This is a genomic window from Vibrio sp. ZOR0018 (assembly GCF_963865925.1).
GTDB classification, from domain to species: domain Bacteria; phylum Pseudomonadota; class Gammaproteobacteria; order Enterobacterales; family Vibrionaceae; genus Vibrio; species Vibrio anguillarum.
Genome location: NZ_CAWMCN010000148.1, coordinates 1 through 17,382, shown reverse-complemented (window position 1 = coordinate 17,382; position 17,382 = coordinate 1). Strand labels below are relative to the sequence as shown.

The 17,382-nt window shown below is 45.4% G+C and carries 17 protein-coding genes; 14 read left to right on the top strand and 3 right to left on the bottom strand.

All coding sequences use genetic code 11. The features are described 5' to 3' along the window. The first annotated feature begins 72 nt into the window (after positions 1-72). The 10 genes from AACR75_RS16885 to glmU all read left to right on the top strand — a co-directional run bounded on the left by AACR75_RS16885 (position 73) and on the right by glmU (position 8,585). Positions 73-462, top strand: a complete 390-nt coding sequence (locus AACR75_RS16885; RefSeq protein WP_013855588.1) for a F0F1 ATP synthase subunit I — start codon at positions 73-75, stop codon at positions 460-462. Between the two features lie 8 nt (positions 463-470). Continuing rightward, positions 471-1,301 (top strand): F0F1 ATP synthase subunit A, encoded by an 831-nt coding sequence (gene atpB / locus AACR75_RS16880; RefSeq protein WP_013855589.1) that lies wholly within the window; start codon positions 471-473, stop codon positions 1,299-1,301. 57 nt (positions 1,302-1,358) lie between these two features. Continuing rightward, positions 1,359-1,613 (top strand): F0F1 ATP synthase subunit C, encoded by a 255-nt coding sequence (gene atpE / locus AACR75_RS16875; RefSeq protein WP_002540812.1) that lies wholly within the window; start codon positions 1,359-1,361, stop codon positions 1,611-1,613. A 76-nt stretch (positions 1,614-1,689) separates the two neighbouring features. Continuing rightward, a complete protein-coding gene (gene atpF, locus AACR75_RS16870; protein WP_013855591.1) occupies positions 1,690-2,160 on the top strand; it encodes a F0F1 ATP synthase subunit B in 471 nt (156 codons plus the stop codon). Between the two features lie 15 nt (positions 2,161-2,175). Further along, positions 2,176-2,709, top strand: coding sequence for a F0F1 ATP synthase subunit delta (atpH, locus tag AACR75_RS16865; RefSeq protein ID WP_013855592.1), 534 nt, complete (start codon positions 2,176-2,178; stop codon positions 2,707-2,709). A gap of 13 nt (positions 2,710-2,722) precedes the next feature. Then, positions 2,723-4,264, top strand: coding sequence for a F0F1 ATP synthase subunit alpha (gene atpA, locus AACR75_RS16860; protein ID WP_026027662.1), 1,542 nt, complete (start codon positions 2,723-2,725; stop codon positions 4,262-4,264). A 63-nt stretch (positions 4,265-4,327) separates the two neighbouring features. Beyond that, positions 4,328-5,194, top strand: a complete 867-nt coding sequence (gene atpG, locus AACR75_RS16855) for a F0F1 ATP synthase subunit gamma (RefSeq protein WP_013855594.1) — start codon at positions 4,328-4,330, stop codon at positions 5,192-5,194. 34 nt (positions 5,195-5,228) lie between these two features. Continuing rightward, the gene (gene atpD, locus AACR75_RS16850) at positions 5,229-6,632 is read left to right on the top strand and encodes a F0F1 ATP synthase subunit beta (RefSeq protein ID WP_010319968.1); all 1,404 of its coding nucleotides are present in this window, start codon (positions 5,229-5,231) and stop codon (positions 6,630-6,632) included. A gap of 18 nt (positions 6,633-6,650) precedes the next feature. After that, a complete protein-coding gene (locus tag AACR75_RS16845) occupies positions 6,651-7,073 on the top strand; it encodes a F0F1 ATP synthase subunit epsilon (protein ID WP_013855597.1) in 423 nt (140 codons plus the stop codon). A 150-nt stretch (positions 7,074-7,223) separates the two neighbouring features. Then, positions 7,224-8,585, top strand: coding sequence for a bifunctional UDP-N-acetylglucosamine diphosphorylase/glucosamine-1-phosphate N-acetyltransferase GlmU (gene glmU / locus AACR75_RS16840; RefSeq protein WP_026029111.1), 1,362 nt, complete (start codon positions 7,224-7,226; stop codon positions 8,583-8,585). A gap of 62 nt (positions 8,586-8,647) precedes the next feature. Here glmU and punC read toward each other — a convergent pair whose 3' ends face one another. Continuing rightward, positions 8,648-9,853 carry a purine nucleoside transporter PunC gene (gene punC, locus AACR75_RS16835; protein ID WP_047688053.1) on the bottom strand — a complete coding sequence of 402 codons (1,206 nt, stop codon included), beginning with the start codon at positions 9,851-9,853 and terminating at the stop codon, positions 8,648-8,650. A gap of 148 nt (positions 9,854-10,001) precedes the next feature. Here punC and punR point away from each other — a divergent pair, with 148 nt between their 5' ends. Then, the gene (gene punR / locus AACR75_RS16830; RefSeq protein ID WP_047688051.1) at positions 10,002-10,907 is read left to right on the top strand and encodes a DNA-binding transcriptional activator PunR; all 906 of its coding nucleotides are present in this window, start codon (positions 10,002-10,004) and stop codon (positions 10,905-10,907) included. Positions 10,908-10,973: 66 nt separating this feature from the next. Here the strand turns inward: punR and fadA are convergent, their stop codons facing one another. Together fadA and fadB are read right to left on the bottom strand one after the other, a co-directional pair. Beyond that, the gene (fadA, locus tag AACR75_RS16825; protein WP_047688049.1) at positions 10,974-12,149 is read right to left on the bottom strand and encodes an acetyl-CoA C-acyltransferase FadA; all 1,176 of its coding nucleotides are present in this window, start codon (positions 12,147-12,149) and stop codon (positions 10,974-10,976) included. Between the two features lie 14 nt (positions 12,150-12,163). Further along, complete coding sequence (gene fadB / locus AACR75_RS16820; protein WP_047688044.1) at positions 12,164-14,335, bottom strand: fatty acid oxidation complex subunit alpha FadB; 2,172 nt, start codon at positions 14,333-14,335, stop codon at positions 12,164-12,166. 218 nt (positions 14,336-14,553) lie between these two features. Between fadB and AACR75_RS16815 the strand changes: the two genes are divergently transcribed. The 3 genes from AACR75_RS16815 to hemG are packed head-to-tail and all read left to right on the top strand — an operon-like array spanning position 14,554 to position 17,202. Beyond that, on the top strand, positions 14,554-15,177 hold the full coding sequence (locus AACR75_RS16815; protein WP_047688042.1) for a YigZ family protein: 624 nt from the start codon (positions 14,554-14,556) through the stop codon (positions 15,175-15,177). Positions 15,178-15,207: 30 nt separating this feature from the next. Then, on the top strand, positions 15,208-16,665 hold the full coding sequence (locus AACR75_RS16810; RefSeq protein ID WP_017046377.1) for a TrkH family potassium uptake protein: 1,458 nt from the start codon (positions 15,208-15,210) through the stop codon (positions 16,663-16,665). A gap of 9 nt (positions 16,666-16,674) precedes the next feature. Continuing rightward, on the top strand, positions 16,675-17,202 hold the full coding sequence (hemG, locus tag AACR75_RS16805) for a menaquinone-dependent protoporphyrinogen IX dehydrogenase (RefSeq protein WP_013855605.1): 528 nt from the start codon (positions 16,675-16,677) through the stop codon (positions 17,200-17,202). The last annotated feature ends 180 nt before the right edge of the window (positions 17,203-17,382 follow it).

The following is a 17,382-nucleotide window of genomic DNA, read 5'->3' as shown; positions in this document are numbered from 1 at the left end:
CCGTATAATTTTCGCCAATTTCCCAGCCCTATGTTGTAGATGAGCTGAGGATATTACTAGAGGTACGAATACATGGTAGCTGCGTTGGCTAGACCAGGACGAGAGCTTGCTAAGCGATTGTTAATGATCCAGTCTGGCGCGGTTATTTTTGTGGCGGCAGGGATGGCGGTAGCTGTAAATGCTGAATGGGGCTTTTCTGCGCTGATTGGGGGTGGCATTTTTGTCATTGCTAATGCGGTTTTTGCGCTGTGTGCTTTTATGTTTAGTGGAGCTCGTGCTGCGAAGCAAGTCGCGGCCTCTTTCTACACTGGCGAAGTACTCAAGATCCTCATCACAGTTGCACTGTTCTGTGTTGCCTACATGTATATGCAGGTGGAACTCGTTCCCCTCAAACTAACCTATTTGCTGGCTCTAGGTATTAATATCTGTGCGCCAGTGCTATTCATTAACAACAAAAAATAGGATGAGTTATGGCTGCGCCAGGTGAAGCGCTAACATCGTCCGGATACATTGAACACCACTTGACGAACCTCTCTCTTGCGAAGATTTCTGAGCATTACGATTTGGGGCTGTCAATTAGTGAGACGAGTTTCTGGAACGTACATATCGATAGCCTGTTTTTTTCCTTGTTTACTGGCTTAATATTCCTATGGATATTTCGCTCTGTAGCAAAGAAAGCAACAGCGGGTGTACCCGGTAAGCTGCAGTGTTTTGTTGAAATATTGGTAGAATTTGTCGATCAAAACGTCAAAGACACCTTTCATGGACGCAATCCACTTATAGCACCGCTGGCACTGACTATCTTTTGTTGGGTATTGTTAATGAACATCATGGACTTAGTGCCCATCGATTTCTTACCGTATCCAGCACAACATTGGCTTGGTATCCCTTATCTAAAAGTGGTTCCGTCAGCTGATGTGAATATCACCATGGCTATGGCTCTAGGCGTATTTGCTCTGATGATTTACTACAGCATCAAAGTGAAAGGCCTAGGTGGTTTTGCGAAAGAATTAGCTCTACATCCATTCAATCACTGGACCATGATTCCGTTTAACCTACTTATTGAAGTGGTATCGTTACTTGCGAAACCTCTCTCACTCGGTATGCGTCTATTCGGTAACATGTTCGCAGGTGAGGTGGTATTTATTCTTATCGCAGCGATGCTACCATGGTGGCTACAATGGATGGGTTCACTACCGTGGGCGATTTTCCATATTCTGGTAATTCTGATTCAATCTTTCGTGTTCATGATGTTGACTATTGTTTATCTATCAATGGCACACGAAGATAGTGATCATTAATTTTTTAAAGCTTTTTATTTGGGCACATAAGCCAACAACTATAAATTGGAGATAGTAATGGAAACTTTACTGAGCTTTTCTGCAATCGCCGTAGGTATTATCGTCGGTCTTGCTTCTCTTGGTACAGCGATTGGTTTCGCACTTCTAGGCGGTAAATTCCTTGAAGGTGCTGCTCGTCAACCAGAAATGGCTCCTATGCTGCAAGTTAAGATGTTTATCATCGCGGGTCTACTTGATGCGGTTCCTATGATCGGTATCGTAATTGCGCTTCTATTCACTTTCGCGAACCCATTTGTTGGTCAACTAGGTTAATCAACCGATCACACAAATTGATGATTTGTCGTTGATTAATACTTTTCGTTGGTGAACAAATAGAGGGGTAGCTGTTGTGAATATGAACGCAACTCTGCTAGGTCAAGCAATCGCGTTTGCGCTGTTTGTGTGGTTCTGCATGAAATATGTATGGCCGCCAATCATGAATGCGATCGAAGAGCGTCAGAAGAAAATTGCTGACGGTCTTTCAGCCGCTGAGCGTGCTGCTAAAAACTTGGATCTAGCACAAGCCAACGCTTCTGAACAAATGAAAGAAGCGAAGCGCACTGCAACTGAGGTCATCGAACAGGCAAATAAACGTAAAGCTCAAATTTTAGACGAAGCACGTGAGGAAGCTCAGGCTGAACGCCAGAAAATCCTTGCTCAAGCGGAAGCTGAACTTGAATCTGAACGTAACCGTGCCCGCGATGAGCTGCGTAAACAAGTTGCAACTCTGGCTGTAGCTGGTGCTGAGAAAATCCTTGAGCGTTCTATCGATAAAGATGCGCACAAAGATATTCTTGACAACATTACTGCAAGACTTTAAGGATGGGGGCGCTTTATGTCTGATTTGACTACAATTGCACGCCCCTATGCTAAAGCAGCATTCGATTTTGCGGTAGAGAAAAAGCAACTTGACCAATGGGGTCAGATGTTAGCTTTTGCTGCCGAGGTCGCAAAGAACGAGCAAATGAAAGAGCTACTAACGGGCTCTGTTTCGGCTGAGAAATTAGCGGAAATTTTCATCGCAATTTGTGGCGAACAGTTTGATGTTTATGGCCAGAACCTGTTAAAGGTGATGGCTGAGAATGGCCGATTAAAGGCTCTTCCTGATGTTAGTGAACAGTTCTTTGCTCTGAAACAAGAGCATGAGAAGCAGATGGATGTTGAAGTGATTTCAGCAACTGAGCTTTCTGATGAACAGCTTGTCAATATCAGCACCAAACTTGAGCAGCGTCTTGAACGCAAAGTTCAGCTGAATTGCAGTATAGATGAGACCCTACTTGGTGGGGTTATAATTCGAGCCGGAGACCTTGTCATCGATAACTCAGCCCGCGGTCGTTTAAACCGCCTGAGCGATGCATTACAGTCTTGATGGGGATTGGAGCATGCAACTTAATTCCACGGAAATTAGCGATCTAATTAAACAACGTATCGAATCTTTCGACGTTGTTAGTGAAGCTCGCAATGAAGGTACTATCGTATCGGTAAGCGATGGTATCATTCGCATTCACGGCCTAGCGGACGTGATGCAAGGTGAAATGATTGAATTACCGAGTGGCCGTTATGCACTTGCACTTAACCTTGAGCGTGACTCGGTTGGTGCGGTTGTCATGGGCCCATATGCTGACCTTAAGGAAGGCATGAAAGTAACAGGTTCTGGTCGTATTCTTGAAGTGCCAGTTGGTCCTGAATTGTTAGGTCGCGTAGTGAATACACTCGGTCAGCCTATCGATGGTAAAGGTCCTATCGAAGCGAAATTGTCTTCACCTGTTGAAATGATTGCACCTGGTGTAATCGACCGTAAATCAGTCGATCAACCAGTACAAACCGGCTATAAGTCAGTTGACTCTATGATCCCAATCGGTCGTGGCCAACGTGAACTTATCATCGGTGACCGTCAAACTGGTAAAACAGCAATGGCGATCGACGCAATTATTAACCAAAAAGATTCAGGTATTTACTCTATCTATGTTGCGATTGGCCAAAAAGCCTCAACTATCGCTAACGTAGTACGCAAATTAGAAGAGCACGGCGCGCTTGCAAACACAGTTGTGGTTGTTGCATCGGCTTCTGAATCAGCGGCATTGCAATACCTTGCGCCATATGCAGGTTGTGCAATGGGTGAATACTTCCGCGATCGCGGTGAAGATGCACTGATTGTTTATGATGACTTATCTAAACAAGCGGTTGCTTACCGTCAGATCTCACTACTACTCAAACGCCCACCAGGCCGTGAAGCATTCCCAGGTGACGTTTTCTATCTCCACTCTCGTCTACTTGAGCGTGCTGCTCGTGTCAGCGAAGAGTATGTAGAACGTTTCACTAAGGGTGAAGTGAAAGGTAAAACCGGTTCTTTAACCGCGCTACCTATCATTGAAACACAAGCGGGTGACGTTTCAGCATTCGTACCGACTAACGTAATCTCGATTACCGATGGTCAGATCTTCCTACAAACTGAACTATTCAACGCGGGTGTTCGCCCAGCCGTTGACCCTGGTATTTCAGTATCTCGTGTAGGTGGTGCCGCTCAGACGAAAATCATCAAGAAACTGTCAGGTGGTATCCGTACCGCGCTTGCACAGTACCGTGAACTTGCTGCATTTGCTCAGTTCTCGTCAGATCTTGATGAAGCGACGAAGAGACAGCTAAACCATGGTCAGAAAGTAACAGAGCTGATGAAGCAGAAACAATATGCTCCGATGTCTGTGTTTGACCAAGCGTTGGTTATCTTTGCGGCAGAGCGTGGTTATTTAAATGATGTTGCGTTGAATAAACTGGCTGATTTTGAATCTGCTCTACTGTCGTATGCTCGTGGTCAATATGTTGATCTTGTAAAAGATATCGACAAATCGGGTGCTTATAACGATGAAATCGAAGCTCAGTTCAAGAAACTGGTTGACGATTTCAAGGCAACCCAGACCTGGTAATTGGTGGGTGACCCTAGGGTCACCACTGACCAATAACGGATTACCTTAAAAGAGAGTAAAACGATGGCCGGCGCAAAAGAGATACGTAATAAAATCGGTAGTGTTAAAAGCACGCAGAAAATTACGAAAGCGATGGAAATGGTAGCAGCTTCAAAAATGCGTCGTTCGCAAGACGGCATGGAAGCTTCTCGTCCATACGCTGAAACAATGCGTAAAGTGATCGGTCATGTGGCGAGTGCAAATCTAGAATATCGTCATCCTTATCTAGAAGAGCGCGAAGCCAAACGTGTTGGTTACATCATTATTTCAACAGACCGTGGTTTGTGTGGTGGTTTGAACGTGAACTTGTTCAAAAAAGCTCTACATGACATGAAAGATTGGTCGGAGAAAGGTGCTGAGGTTGAGCTGGCAATTGTGGGCTCAAAGGCAACGGCTTTCTTTAGAAACAGTGGCGCTAAAGTCGCTGCTCAAGTCTCTGGTTTGGGCGATAGCCCAACCTTGGAAGATTTGATCGGTTCCGTTGGTGTTATGCTGAAGAAATATGATGCAGGTGAGTTGGATCGCCTATACGTAGTGTTCAACAAATTTGTGAATACTATGGTTCAAGAACCAACGATCGATCAATTACTACCTTTGCCTAGATCGAATAGCGAAGAGATGAAACGCGAACATTCTTGGGATTACATCTATGAGCCTGAACCAAAGCCTCTACTCGATGCACTATTGCTGCGTTATGTAGAGTCTCAGGTTTATCAGGGTGTGGTTGAGAATCTTGCTTGTGAGCAAGCTGCTCGAATGATTGCGATGAAAGCAGCTACCGATAACGCAAGCAACTTGATTGATGATTTACAGCTTGTGTATAACAAAGCCCGTCAGGCGGCGATTACACAAGAACTATCGGAAATCGTTTCTGGTGCAGCAGCGGTTTAAGCTTAGGTAAAACAAACAGTTTAGAGGATTAACGATGGCTACAGGTAAGATCGTACAGATCATCGGTGCGGTAGTCGACGTAGAGTTCCCACAGGGCGAAGTACCAAGTGTTTACGATGCTCTGAATGTTGTGGATTCAAAAGAACGTCTCGTTCTTGAAGTTCAACAGCAGCTTGGCGGTGGCGTGATTCGCGCAATCGTAATGGGTAGCTCTGATGGTTTACGTCGTGGTTTGGTAGTTGAAAATACTGGCGCTCCAATTTCAGTACCAGTCGGTATTAAGACTTTAGGTCGTATCATGAACGTGCTTGGTGATGCGATTGATGAGCGTGGTGAAATCGGTGCGGAAGAGCTTTACTCTATCCACCGTCCAGCTCCAAGCTATGAAGAGCAATCAAACGAAACTGCTCTTCTTGAAACCGGTGTAAAAGTAATCGATTTGGTTTGTCCATTCTCTAAGGGTGGTAAAATCGGTCTATTTGGTGGTGCAGGTGTAGGTAAGACCGTTAACATGATGGAACTTATCAACAACATCGCACTGCAACACTCAGGTCTTTCAGTATTTGCGGGTGTTGGTGAACGTACTCGTGAAGGTAACGATTTCTACTATGAGATGCAGGAAGCCGGTGTTGTAAACATCGAAGAGCCTGAAAAATCAAAAGTAGCGATGGTTTACGGACAGATGAACGAGCCACCAGGCAACCGTCTACGTGTTGCACTGACGGGTTTGACAATGGCAGAACGTTTCCGTGACGAAGGTCGTGACGTACTTCTGTTCATCGATAACATCTACCGTTACACGCTTGCCGGTACGGAAGTATCAGCACTGCTAGGTCGTATGCCTTCAGCGGTAGGTTACCAACCTACTCTTGCAGAAGAAATGGGTGTGCTTCAGGAGCGTATTACGTCAACTAAGCAAGGTTCTATCACGTCTGTACAGGCGGTATATGTACCAGCAGATGACTTGACGGACCCGTCTCCAGCCACAACGTTCGCGCACTTGGATGCAACGGTTGTACTTAACCGTAACATCGCAGCAATGGGCCTATACCCAGCGATCGACCCACTCGATTCAACGTCTCGTCAGCTAGACCCACTCGTCGTAGGTCAAGAGCACTACGACATCGCTCGTGGCGTTCAGCAGACGCTTCAGCGCTACAAAGAGCTGAAAGACATCATTGCGATCTTGGGTATGGACGAGTTGTCTGAATCGGATAAGCAAGTTGTATCACGTGCACGTAAGATTGAACGTTTTCTAACTCAGCCTTATCACGTAGCTGAAGTATTTACAGGTGACCCTGGTGTTTACGTACCTCTAAAAGAGACGCTACGTGGCTTCAAAGGTCTTCTATCTGGTGAATACGATGACATTCCAGAGCAAGCGTTTATGTACTGCGGTACTATCGACGATGCGATTGAGAATGCTAAGAAGCTATAAGGCTAACTAGGAGGCGATATGGCAGCAATAACCTTTCACCTAGACGTCGTCAGTGCAGAGAAGAAAATCTTCTCTGGCCAAGTCGAAACGTTTCAGGTGACCGGTAGCGAAGGTGAACTGGGAATTTTCCATGGTCACACACCGCTGCTGACCGCTATTAAGCCTGGTATGGTGCGTATCGTTAAGCTACACGGCCACGAAGAAATTATTTATGTTTCGGGTGGTATTGTCGAAGTGCAACCGGGTACTGCTACAGTACTGGCTGATACGGCAATTCGTGGTGAAGAACTAGACGCAGCTAAGGCAGAAGAAGCCAAACGCAAAGCTGAAGAGAATATTTCAAATCAGCATGGCGATATGAACTTCGCACAAGCGGCCAGTGAACTGGCTAAAGCCATGGCTCAGTTACGAGTTATCGAGCTGACCAAAAAACGTCGTTAATGTGTTTTATAATTAAGACGTGATGTAAAAAGGCGACCTATAGGTCGCCTTTTTGCTTATTTTTTAACAGAAAATTATTTAGTTAAATTAACTATCTCTTTAATTACCGCTAAAATGCGGCTTAACTTTTTTAACGTCAATAGGTTGTCAATGAAATTTAGCGCAGTGATCCTCGCAGCAGGTAAAGGTACTCGAATGTATTCTAATATGCCTAAAGTGCTGCACACACTGGCGGGTAAGCCAATGGTGAAACACGTAATTGATACGTGCAATAGCTTAGGTGCCCAAAATATCCACTTGGTTTATGGTCATGGTGGTGAGCAAATGCAGCAAGCGCTTGCCGAAGAGTCGGTTAACTGGGTGCTGCAAGCGGATCAATTAGGAACTGGCCATGCCGTTGATCAAGCCTCGCCTCATTTCCAAGACGATGAGAAGATCCTCGTGTTGTACGGTGATGTTCCATTGATCTCGGAAGAAACCGTGGAAAGCTTGTTAGATGCACAGCCTAATGATGGAATAGCCTTGCTGACAGTGGTACTGGATAACCCAACCGGTTATGGCCGTATCGTGCGTAAGCATGGCCCTGTGGTGGCAATTGTTGAACAAAAAGATGCCACTGATGAGCAAAAGTTAATTAAAGAGATCAATACGGGCGTGATGGTGGCAACGGGGCGCGATCTCAAGCGCTGGTTGTCAGGCTTAAGTAATGAGAACGCACAAGGCGAATATTATCTGACAGATGTTATCGCTGCCGCGCACAATGAAGGCCGTGCAGTTGAGGCTGTTCATCCTGCCAGCTCTATTGAAGTGGAAGGAGTAAATGATCGCGCTCAACTGGCTCGTTTAGAGCGTGCTTATCAAGCAACACAAGCGAAAAAGCTATTAGAACAAGGTGTGATGCTACGTGATCCTACGCGTTTTGATCTGCGTGGTGAATTACAGTGTGGGATGGATGTTGAGATTGATGCAAACGTCATCATCGAAGGAAATGTCTCTTTGGGTGATAACGTAATTATCGGCATGGGTTGCGTGCTTAAAGATTGCGAAATTGATGACAACACAGTGATCCGCCCATACAGCGTCATTGAAGGGGCAACCGTTGCAGAAAACTGTACCGTTGGGCCTTTTACCCGTTTACGTCCTGGTGCTGAACTGCGTAATGATGCTCACGTGGGTAACTTCGTGGAAGTAAAAAATACTCGTTTGGGTGAAGGTTCGAAAGCCAATCACTTAACTTATCTTGGTGATGCCGAAATTGGCCAGCGTGTTAATGTCGGAGCTGGCGTTATCACTTGTAATTACGATGGTGTCAATAAATTCAAAACCACAATTGGTGATGATGTGTTTGTCGGTTCAGACAGCCAGTTGATTGCTCCTGTAACGATCGCCAATGGTGCAACGATTGGTGCTGGCACTACGCTAAGCAGTAACGTTGCTGAAGGTGAGTTAGTCATCACTCGCGCGAAAGAGCGCAAAATCAATGGTTGGAAGCGTCCTGTTAAGCGTAGCTAACAAATGAACGATTAAAAAGCCGCTTATAATGAGCGGCTTTTTATCAGTTCTTATTAAAAGACTTACTCTTCATCGCTGACTACGCGTGCATTATCTGGTGCGGTGAAGTGTTGAGAAAGTTCGCGGTTCGAGACGATATAACCAATCCATAGCCCGCCCATACAAATCATAATTGCAATACCCGTCACCATTTGTGCTTGGCTGGCCAACGTTGCGACCAATGCGCTGGCTAAACTACTAACGCAGATTTGTAAGCTATTTTGTAAACCCGCTGCAGTGGCTGGGCTTTGTTTGGCACTCGATAGTGCGCGGTTCACCACGATAGGGTAAAGCGCTCCGTTGGCAACTGCTATTAAGCAAAACGGTGCCAAAATTGGCCAAATTGAGGTCAGTTGCCATTGTGATGCAATGAATACTAATAAAGTGGCAACGCTGAAGAGGCCAATCAACTGCTTGAGCACTTTTTCGTCACCAAATTTATTCACTCCCACCTTACCTAAGTAGCCACCAACCATGAAAGCGATCGTTTGAGGAATGAAACTCAAACCGATATCTTTAGCGGCATAACCAAGGTGTGCCATAATCTCTGGCATCCCAGTCAAGTAAGCAAAGAAGGCCGCAGAAGCGCAAGCAAACATCATCACATTACCCAAGTAGGTTTTAGTGCTGAGCAGAGCTTTGATATCTTGCTTAATTGAGGTTTGTTTGGGTTGTGATTGTTCATTTTTTTGAGCAAAAGTACAGGCTACAAGCGCAACGCCCATTAATGTCAATGTCACAAAAATACTGTGCCAACCAAAGTTATCGGCCAGTAAGACGCCTAATTGAGGTGCAAGCGCGGGTGAAAGCGCGACCAAAGGCATAATGGTGGCGAATATTTGCTGGCTTGTTTTAGCTGGGTAGCGTTGAATTACCATTGCTTGCCAGATCACTGCGGGAGCACACACCCCTAAAGCTTGCACAAAGCGCAACGCTAATAATTGCCACACCTGCTCGCTAAAAGCTAAACCAAATGATGCTAACGTGAAGAGAACTAGGCCAGCCGCTAAAGTGTTACGGTGACCATATTTATCGGAAGCTAAGCCCCACACCAGTTGACCTAATGCCATACCGACCAGAAAAACGGTGAGAGACAAGGCTATTTGCTCTGGCCCTGTGGCAAAGTCCATTTCCATTGCTTTAAAGGCAGGGAGGTACATGTCTGTGGCAATGAAGCCAAGCATAGAGAGCGCGGCTAAGTACAGCAACTGTAATTTTGATGCTTTCATTTTTATTACCATTCAAAAAAATTAATCAATATTTGGCCAGCATTAATCTATGCCAACCTTAATTTATCTACTCATCTATTCTATTTTTCGTTTAATATTAAATGAAACGCTAAATTTGTTGGTTATTCATCAAAAAAATTGAAGGCTTATGTTTTCTAAATCCTCATTAGAAATGCTTGATACTGTCGCACGGTTGGGTAGTTTTACCGCCGCTGCGGAGGTTTTGCATAAAGTGCCGTCAGCGATCAGCTACGGCGTTCGCCAAGTCGAACAAGATTTGGATGTGCTGCTGTTTCGCCGTTTACCTAGAAAGGTGGAGCTGACGCCCGCTGGTGAGCTGTTTATGGTGGAGGCTCGCCAATTGCTTAGGCAGATGGAAGAGATTCGTTCACAAACTAAACGCGCGGCGCATGGTTGGCAGAAAACGCTAAAATTGACGCTTGATAACGTGGTCAAACTCGACAAAATGAAACCGCTGGTGGAAGATTTTTATCGCACGTTTGAGTTTGCTGAGTTGCAAATCAACATGGAAGTGTTTAATGGCTCATGGGAAGCTATTGCGCAAGGTCGAGCTGACATTGTGATTGGTGCAACCTCTGCGATTCCTGTCGGTGGTGATTTTGAAGTGCGTGACATGGGGGTGTTGGATTGGGCATTTGTAATGTCTCCTCATCACCCTTGTGCTCAAGAGTCCTATTTAACCGAAGATTTTGTCAGTCAGTTCCCGGCGATTTGTTTGGATGACACGTCAAGTGTATTACCCAAGCGACATACGGATCACTACCCGCAGCAACGGCGTTTACTTTTACCGAATTGGTATAGTGCGATTGAATGCTTAAAAAATGAAGTCGGTGTGGGCTACATGCCAAGACACATTGCACAACCTTTGATTGTTGATGGTGGGTTGGTTGAACGGGTTCTCACCGTTGATAAACTGCTTAGTCAATGCTGTTTAGTATGGCGCAAAGATGATAATCATAAATTGATCGAGTGGATGGTAAATTATCTGGGCAGTAGCGATCAACTTTATCGTGATTGGCTTCAAGCTAAATAACCTAATAAGAAGAGCCAGCAGAGCTGGCTCTTAAAAGACTCTTCAGTGAGAAGAAAAACAGAATGGTTATGGGCGCTCAAAAATAGTCGCAATGCCTTGGCCTAAACCAATGCACATCGTTGCTAGACCATATTTGGCGTCTTTCGCTTCCATCAAGTTAATCAGTGTGGTGGAGATGCGCGTGCCAGAACACCCGAGAGGGTGACCCAGTGCGATCGCCCCTCCGTTTAGGTTAACCTTCTCATCCACTACATCGAGCAAACCAAGATCTTTCGCGCAAGGTAGAGATTGAGCTGCAAACGCTTCGTTTAACTCAATCACATCCATATCTTGCATGGTGAGGCCTGCACGCTGTAGCGCTTTATGGGTCGCCGGAACTGGCCCGTAACCCATAATTGAAGGATCGCAACCAGCGACGGCCATTGATTTCACACGCGCACGAATCTTTAAGCCAAGCGCATTGGCTTTCTCTTCGCTCATGATCAACATCGCCGATGCGCCATCGGACAGAGCCGATGAGGTGCCTGCCGTTACAGTACCATTGGCTGGGTCAAAAACAGGACGCAACTGTGCTAGCCCCTCAACAGTGGTTTCCGGGCGGATCACTTCATCAAAATCGAGCGTGAACAGAGTACCATCTTCGGCATGAGCTTCAGTGGGGAGGATTTCATTTTTGAAGCGGCCTTCAACGGTTGCTGCGTAAGCGCGTTGATGCGAACGAGCGGCAAAGGCATCTTGTTGCTCACGGCTAATGCCGTGTATTTTACCTAACATCTCAGCCGTTAACCCCATCATCCCCGCAGCTTTGGCAACGGTTTTTGACATGCCAGGATGGAAATCAACGCCATGGTTCATCGGTACGTGTCCCATATGCTCAACGCCGCCCACAAGGCAGATTTCAGCATCACCAACCATAATGGCGCGGGTGGCATCATGCAGTGCTTGCATTGATGAACCACATAAACGGTTAACGGTGACGGCACCAATTTCAATCGGCAAGCCAGCCAACAGTGCCGCATTACGCGCGACGTTAAAGCCTTGTTCTAAGGTTTGTTGCACACAACCCCAGTAGATATCTTCGATCTCTTTTGGGTTGACTTGTGGATTACGGGCTAAAATGCCTTTCATCAGATGTGCAGATAAATCTTCCGCACGAGTATGACGAAATGCCCCACCTTTTGAACGACCCATCGGGGTGCGTAGGCAATCAACAATTACGACATTTCTCTTATGTGAAGTCATTTGGACATCTCTCCTTAGATAGAACTTGCTTGTTGAGCACCGTAGAAGGTCTCGCCTTTTTCTGCCATATCAAGCAGCAGTTGAGGTACATGATACATCGCGCCCAATGCTTGGTATTGGCTTGCCATTGCAACGTAGTTTTGTAAACCAAGACTATCGAGATAGCGGAATACGCCGCCTCTAAAAGGAGGGAACCCCAAGCCGTACACCAACGCCATATCAGCTTCTTGGGGTGAGGCGATGATCTTCTCTTCTAAACAGAGTGCCACTTCATTGATCATCGGAATCATCATGCGCTCAATGATGGTTTGATCGTCAAAAGTACGTTTATCACCACATTCTACGTTAAGAACAGTGAGGACCTCTTCAGAGAAAGTTTTCTTCGGTTTGCCTTTCTTATCTAAAGTGTATTGATAGAAACCGCTGCCATTTTTCTGGCCATATTTATTGGCGTCAAACAGTACATCAATAGCATCGCGGCCCTGTTTGCCCATACGTTCAGGGAAACCTTGTGCCATTACTGCTTGTGCATGGTGAGCGGTATCAATACCGACCACATCTAGAAGATAAGCTGGGCCCATTGGCCAACCAAACTTACGTTCCATCACTTTATCGATTTGAGTGAAATCAGCGCCATCGCGCAGTAATAAACTAAAGCCACCAAAGTAAGGGAAAAGTACGCGGTTTACGAAGAACCCAGGGCAGTCATTGACCACGATGGGGGATTTACCCATTTTGGCCGCGTAAGCGACAACTCGATTGACGGTTTCATCGGAAGTGTGTTCACCACGAATAATTTCCACCAATGGCATACGATGTACTGGGTTAAAAAAATGCATACCACAGAAGTTTTCTGGACGTTTGAGTGATTTGGCCAGTAGGTTGATTGGAATGGTTGAGGTGTTCGAGGTGATAACCGCATCCTCACCAACATTGGCTTCGACTTCACTTAGTACCGCGGCTTTGATTTTCGGGTTTTCAACCACAGCTTCAACAATCACATCCGCTTGCTCAATCCCCGCATAATGCAGGCTAGGCGTAATCGATGCCAGCACACTGGCCATTTTAAAACCATCAATTTTTCCGCGCTCTAGCTGCTTGTTAAGTAACTTAGATGCCTCAGTCATACCTAAATTAAGGGACGATTGAGCAATATCTTTCATCAAAACAGGCACGCCTTTTACTGCCGATTGATAAGCAATGCCGCCGCCCATGATCCCCGCACCAAGTACAGCCGCTCGTCCGGTTTCTTTATTGGCTGATTTAGCCGCTTTTTTTGCCAGTGCTTTAATATATTGGTCGTTGAGGAATAAACCGACCAAGGATTTCGCCGCTTCAGAATGAGCGAGCTTAACGAAGTGTTTACGCTCAATGGCCAATGCTTCATCACGGCTACAGCGCGCGGCTTCTTCTATTGCAATAACAGCGGTTATTGGCGCTGGATAATGAGGTCCGGCATGCTGTGCAACCAAGCCTTTGGCCATGGTGAAGCTCATCATGGCTTCTAATTTGCTGAGTGTCAGCGCGGACATTTTTTGCTGGCGACGCATTTTCCAATCAACGGTTTCATTGATGGCCGATGTGATGGTTTTGAGTGCTGACTCAAGCAGTTTGTCGCTATCAACAATCGCATCGAGCAGTCCAATTTTAAGGGCTTCCTCAGCACGACATGCTTTGCCTTGAGTGATCACTTCCATAGCATTGTCGGCACCAATTACACGAGGCAGACGCACACAGCCACCGAACCCCGGCATAATACCAAGCTTTGTTTCCGGTAATCCTATGCTGGTGGTTGCGTCACCAATACGGAAATCGGTAGCGAGTACACACTCACATCCACCGCCTAGAGCGTGTCCTGTTAAAGCGGCTAGTGTCGGAACGGGTAGATCTTCTAGTTTGTTGAAAATGCTATTGGCAAATTGCAGCCATTGGTCGAGTTCTTGCGCAGGTTTAGCAAAGAGACCTAAAAACTCCGTGATATCAGCCCCGACAATAAAAGATTCTTTATCGGAAGTAAGAATAAGGCCTTTCAGTCCTTGGTGGGCTTTTAGGGCATCAAGTGCATGGTTGAGCGATTCAAGAGTGGCAAGGTCAAGTTTGTTCACTGACTCCTTGGAGCAGAAACGCAACTCCGCAATACCATCTTGTAATTCCTTTACCTGTAGGGTGTTGGCTTGGTAAATCATTGTCTATCTCCGTGACATACAACCTTAAGATCGTGTGTGAGAGTTTTTGTTGTATTAATGGTTCTGGTTTGACCAGTCGGTTTAGTTTGACCTGAGGATTGTTTAATTTCAATACATTTTTTAAACAACTGTTTAACATTGAGTGCGAATGGAGATCAGCGCTGCTTTTTTAAGTGCACGTGTTACACTCTTGCCATCCGCTCGATCTATGATTTCACATGAACGAACAACCTTATTTAATTCCAGCGTTGCCCACCCAATTTGAAGAGGAAATCAAAAAAAGCCTCTTTATTACCTATTTGGCCCATACTCCGAGTGTAGACGCTGCCAAAGCTTTCATTGCGCAAATAAAGATAAAACATAGCGACGCCAGACATAACTGCTGGGGCTTTGTTGCCGGACGACCGGAAGATTCGATGTTGTGGGGTTTTAGTGATGATGGTGAGCCATCAGGGACGGCGGGCAAACCGATATTGGCGCAGCTAGCCGGATCGAGTGTCGGGGAGTTAACGGCCGTCGTCACTCGTTATTATGGTGGGATTCGTCTTGGCACTGGTGGGTTAGTTAAAGCTTATGGTGGCGGAGTACAACAAGCACTCAAGCAGCTTCAAACTATTGAGAAAAAAATCACCACAAAATTATCCCTAACGTTAGACTACGGTTTTGTGCCGATTGCTCAATCCATCATCGCGCAGTATGAAGCATTAGAAGTCGAAGCCGATTATAAAGAACAGGTTAAATTTCTTGTTGAGATAGAATTGCGCCATCTTGATGCCTTTACTCAAACTATCATTAATAAAAGCGGTGCAAAAGCTGTAGTGACCGCCATAAAAAATAATTAGGAAGTCAGAAGCTTCGCTTCAGAAAAAGCAATGCAAATTCGATCTATTATTCGTATCGTCGGGCTTTTGCTCGCGCTATTTAGTGTCTCTATGCTTGCCCCTGCGCTGGTGGCTTTGCTGTACCGCGATGGTGCAGGTGTGCCTTTTGTCACGACCTTTTTTGTATTGTTGATGTGTGGCGGTTTTTTTTGGTTTCCAAACCGCCGCTATCGACATGAATTGAAAGCCAGAGACGGTTTTTTGATCGTTGTACTGTTTTGGACGGTTATCGGTAGTGCGGGTTCATTACCGTTTTGGTTAGCGGATAACCCTAATGTATCGGTTACTGATGCGTTTTTTGAATCATTTTCAGCATTAACCACCACCGGAGCAACCGTCATTGTTGGGTTAGATGAATTACCTAAAGCGATTTTGTTCTATCGGCAGTTTTTACAATGGTTTGGTGGGATGGGGATCATCGTTCTAGCGGTGGCCATTTTGCCAGTATTGGGAATTGGGGGAATGCAGTTGTATCGAGCGGAAATTCCAGGCCCGGTCAAAGATACTAAAGTCACTCCAAGAATTGCCGAAACCGCCAAAGCACTTTGGTACATCTATTTAAGCTTAACGATTGCATGCGCGACTGCTTTTTGGGCAGCAGGAATGACCCTATTTGATGCTATTTGTCATAGCTTCTCTACGATCGCTATTGGTGGGTTTTCGACTCATGATGCAAGCATGGGGTATTTTGACAGTTATGCGATCAATTTAATTACAGTTGTTTTTTTGCTCATTTCAGCCTGTAATTTTACGCTCCATTACGCGGCGTTTGCGACAGGTGGTGTTCATCCAAAATATTACCTTAAAGATCCAGAGTTTAGAGCTTTCGCTCTTATACAAGTCATTTTGTTTGCGGTTTGCTTTTCGATTTTACTCAAACACCATTCTTACGACTCTTTTTATGACGCTTTTGATCAGGCGCTATTTCAAACGGTATCCATTTCGACGACGGCAGGCTTTACCACTACGGGTTTTGCAGATTGGCCGTTATTCTTACCTGTATTATTGTTGTTTTCTTCATTTATAGGTGGGTGTGCTGGCTCTACGGGCGGTGGCATGAAAGTGATCCGTATCTTATTGCTTACCTTACAAGGTGCTCGTGAGATGAAACGCCTTATCCACCCAAGAGCCGTGTATACGATTAAGGTGGGCGGAAGTGCTCTTTCACAGCGAGTTGTTGACGCGGTTTGGGGATTTTTCTCAGCGTACGCACTGGTCTTCGTGGCGTGTATGTTGGCATTGATCGCAACAGGGATGGATGAACTGAGTGCATTTTCTGCCGTCGCGGCAACATTGAATAACTTGGGGCCTGGATTGGGTCAAGTCTCCGTACACTTTGCGGATGTTAATGACAGTGCAAAATGGGTATTGGTTGTTTCGATGCTCTTTGGTCGCTTAGAAATTTTTACACTATTAATACTGCTTACCCCTACGTTTTGGCGCAGTTAAGGATATCCCGTGCAAAAAGCTCTTTTTCTTTATTCTTCCCGTGAAGGTCAAACCAAGAAAATTCTTAACTATATAAAAGAGGAACTTTCTGAGTTTGATTGCGAACTTGCCGATTTACATCAAATTGAGGATATTGATTTAGCTCTTTACGATCGAGTCTTAATTGGTGCTTCTATTCGCTACGGACATTTAAATAAAAAGCTTTATCAATTTATAGAAAAACATGCCGAGCAATTAGCACTCGCTAAAGCGGCGTTCTTTTGTGTCAACTTAACTGCAAGAAAAGAAGCGCAGGGTAAAGATACTCCAGAAGGAAGTGTCTATATTAAAACCTTTCTCAGTAAATCAGCATGGCAACCCAAGCTAATCGGAGTTTTCGCTGGTGCTCTTTACTATCCACGTTATCACTTTTTCGATAAGGTGATGATTCGTTTCATCATGTCATTGACTGGCGGTGAAACTGACACCTCAAAAGAAGTTGAGTACACAAACTGGCAAAAAGTATCTCTTTTTAGTGATAACTTTAAAAAATTGTAAATAAAAAGTCGATTTTTAGCGTCTTTTGGCTTTTTTCTGTTCGAACGAATAGAAAATCAAAAAAAACAGCAAAAAGGGGTTGCCAACGTGACGGCGATCTCTATAATGCCGCCTCACTGACACGGCACAGCCAGTAAGGGTTCAAGCCCAACCAGCAGCCAATCAGTAGGTCAAATCAGT

What these genes read in the sequence shown, in the direction of transcription:
- AACR75_RS16810 (WP_017046377.1), top strand. Translation starts at nt 15,208, where the DNA reads ATGCAAATTCGATCTATTATTCGTATCGTCGGGCTTTTGCTCGCGCTA.
- atpG (WP_013855594.1), top strand. Translation starts at nt 4,328, where the DNA reads ATGGCCGGCGCAAAAGAGATACGTAATAAAATCGGTAGTGTTAAAAGC.
- atpH (WP_013855592.1), top strand. Translation starts at nt 2,176, where the DNA reads ATGTCTGATTTGACTACAATTGCACGCCCCTATGCTAAAGCAGCATTC.
- atpE (WP_002540812.1), top strand. Translation starts at nt 1,359, where the DNA reads ATGGAAACTTTACTGAGCTTTTCTGCAATCGCCGTAGGTATTATCGTC.
- AACR75_RS16845 (WP_013855597.1), top strand. Translation starts at nt 6,651, where the DNA reads ATGGCAGCAATAACCTTTCACCTAGACGTCGTCAGTGCAGAGAAGAAA.
- AACR75_RS16815 (WP_047688042.1), top strand. Translation starts at nt 14,554, where the DNA reads ATGAACGAACAACCTTATTTAATTCCAGCGTTGCCCACCCAATTTGAA.
- atpA (WP_026027662.1), top strand. Translation starts at nt 2,723, where the DNA reads ATGCAACTTAATTCCACGGAAATTAGCGATCTAATTAAACAACGTATC.
- atpD (WP_010319968.1), top strand. Translation starts at nt 5,229, where the DNA reads ATGGCTACAGGTAAGATCGTACAGATCATCGGTGCGGTAGTCGACGTA.
- punR (WP_047688051.1), top strand. Translation starts at nt 10,002, where the DNA reads ATGTTTTCTAAATCCTCATTAGAAATGCTTGATACTGTCGCACGGTTG.
- glmU (WP_026029111.1), top strand. Translation starts at nt 7,224, where the DNA reads ATGAAATTTAGCGCAGTGATCCTCGCAGCAGGTAAAGGTACTCGAATG.
- atpB (WP_013855589.1), top strand. Translation starts at nt 471, where the DNA reads ATGGCTGCGCCAGGTGAAGCGCTAACATCGTCCGGATACATTGAACAC.
- AACR75_RS16885 (WP_013855588.1), top strand. Translation starts at nt 73, where the DNA reads ATGGTAGCTGCGTTGGCTAGACCAGGACGAGAGCTTGCTAAGCGATTG.
- fadA (WP_047688049.1), bottom strand. Translation starts at nt 12,149, where the DNA reads ATGACTTCACATAAGAGAAATGTCGTAATTGTTGATTGCCTACGCACC.
- fadB (WP_047688044.1), bottom strand. Translation starts at nt 14,335, where the DNA reads ATGATTTACCAAGCCAACACCCTACAGGTAAAGGAATTACAAGATGGT.
- punC (WP_047688053.1), bottom strand. Translation starts at nt 9,853, where the DNA reads ATGAAAGCATCAAAATTACAGTTGCTGTACTTAGCCGCGCTCTCTATG.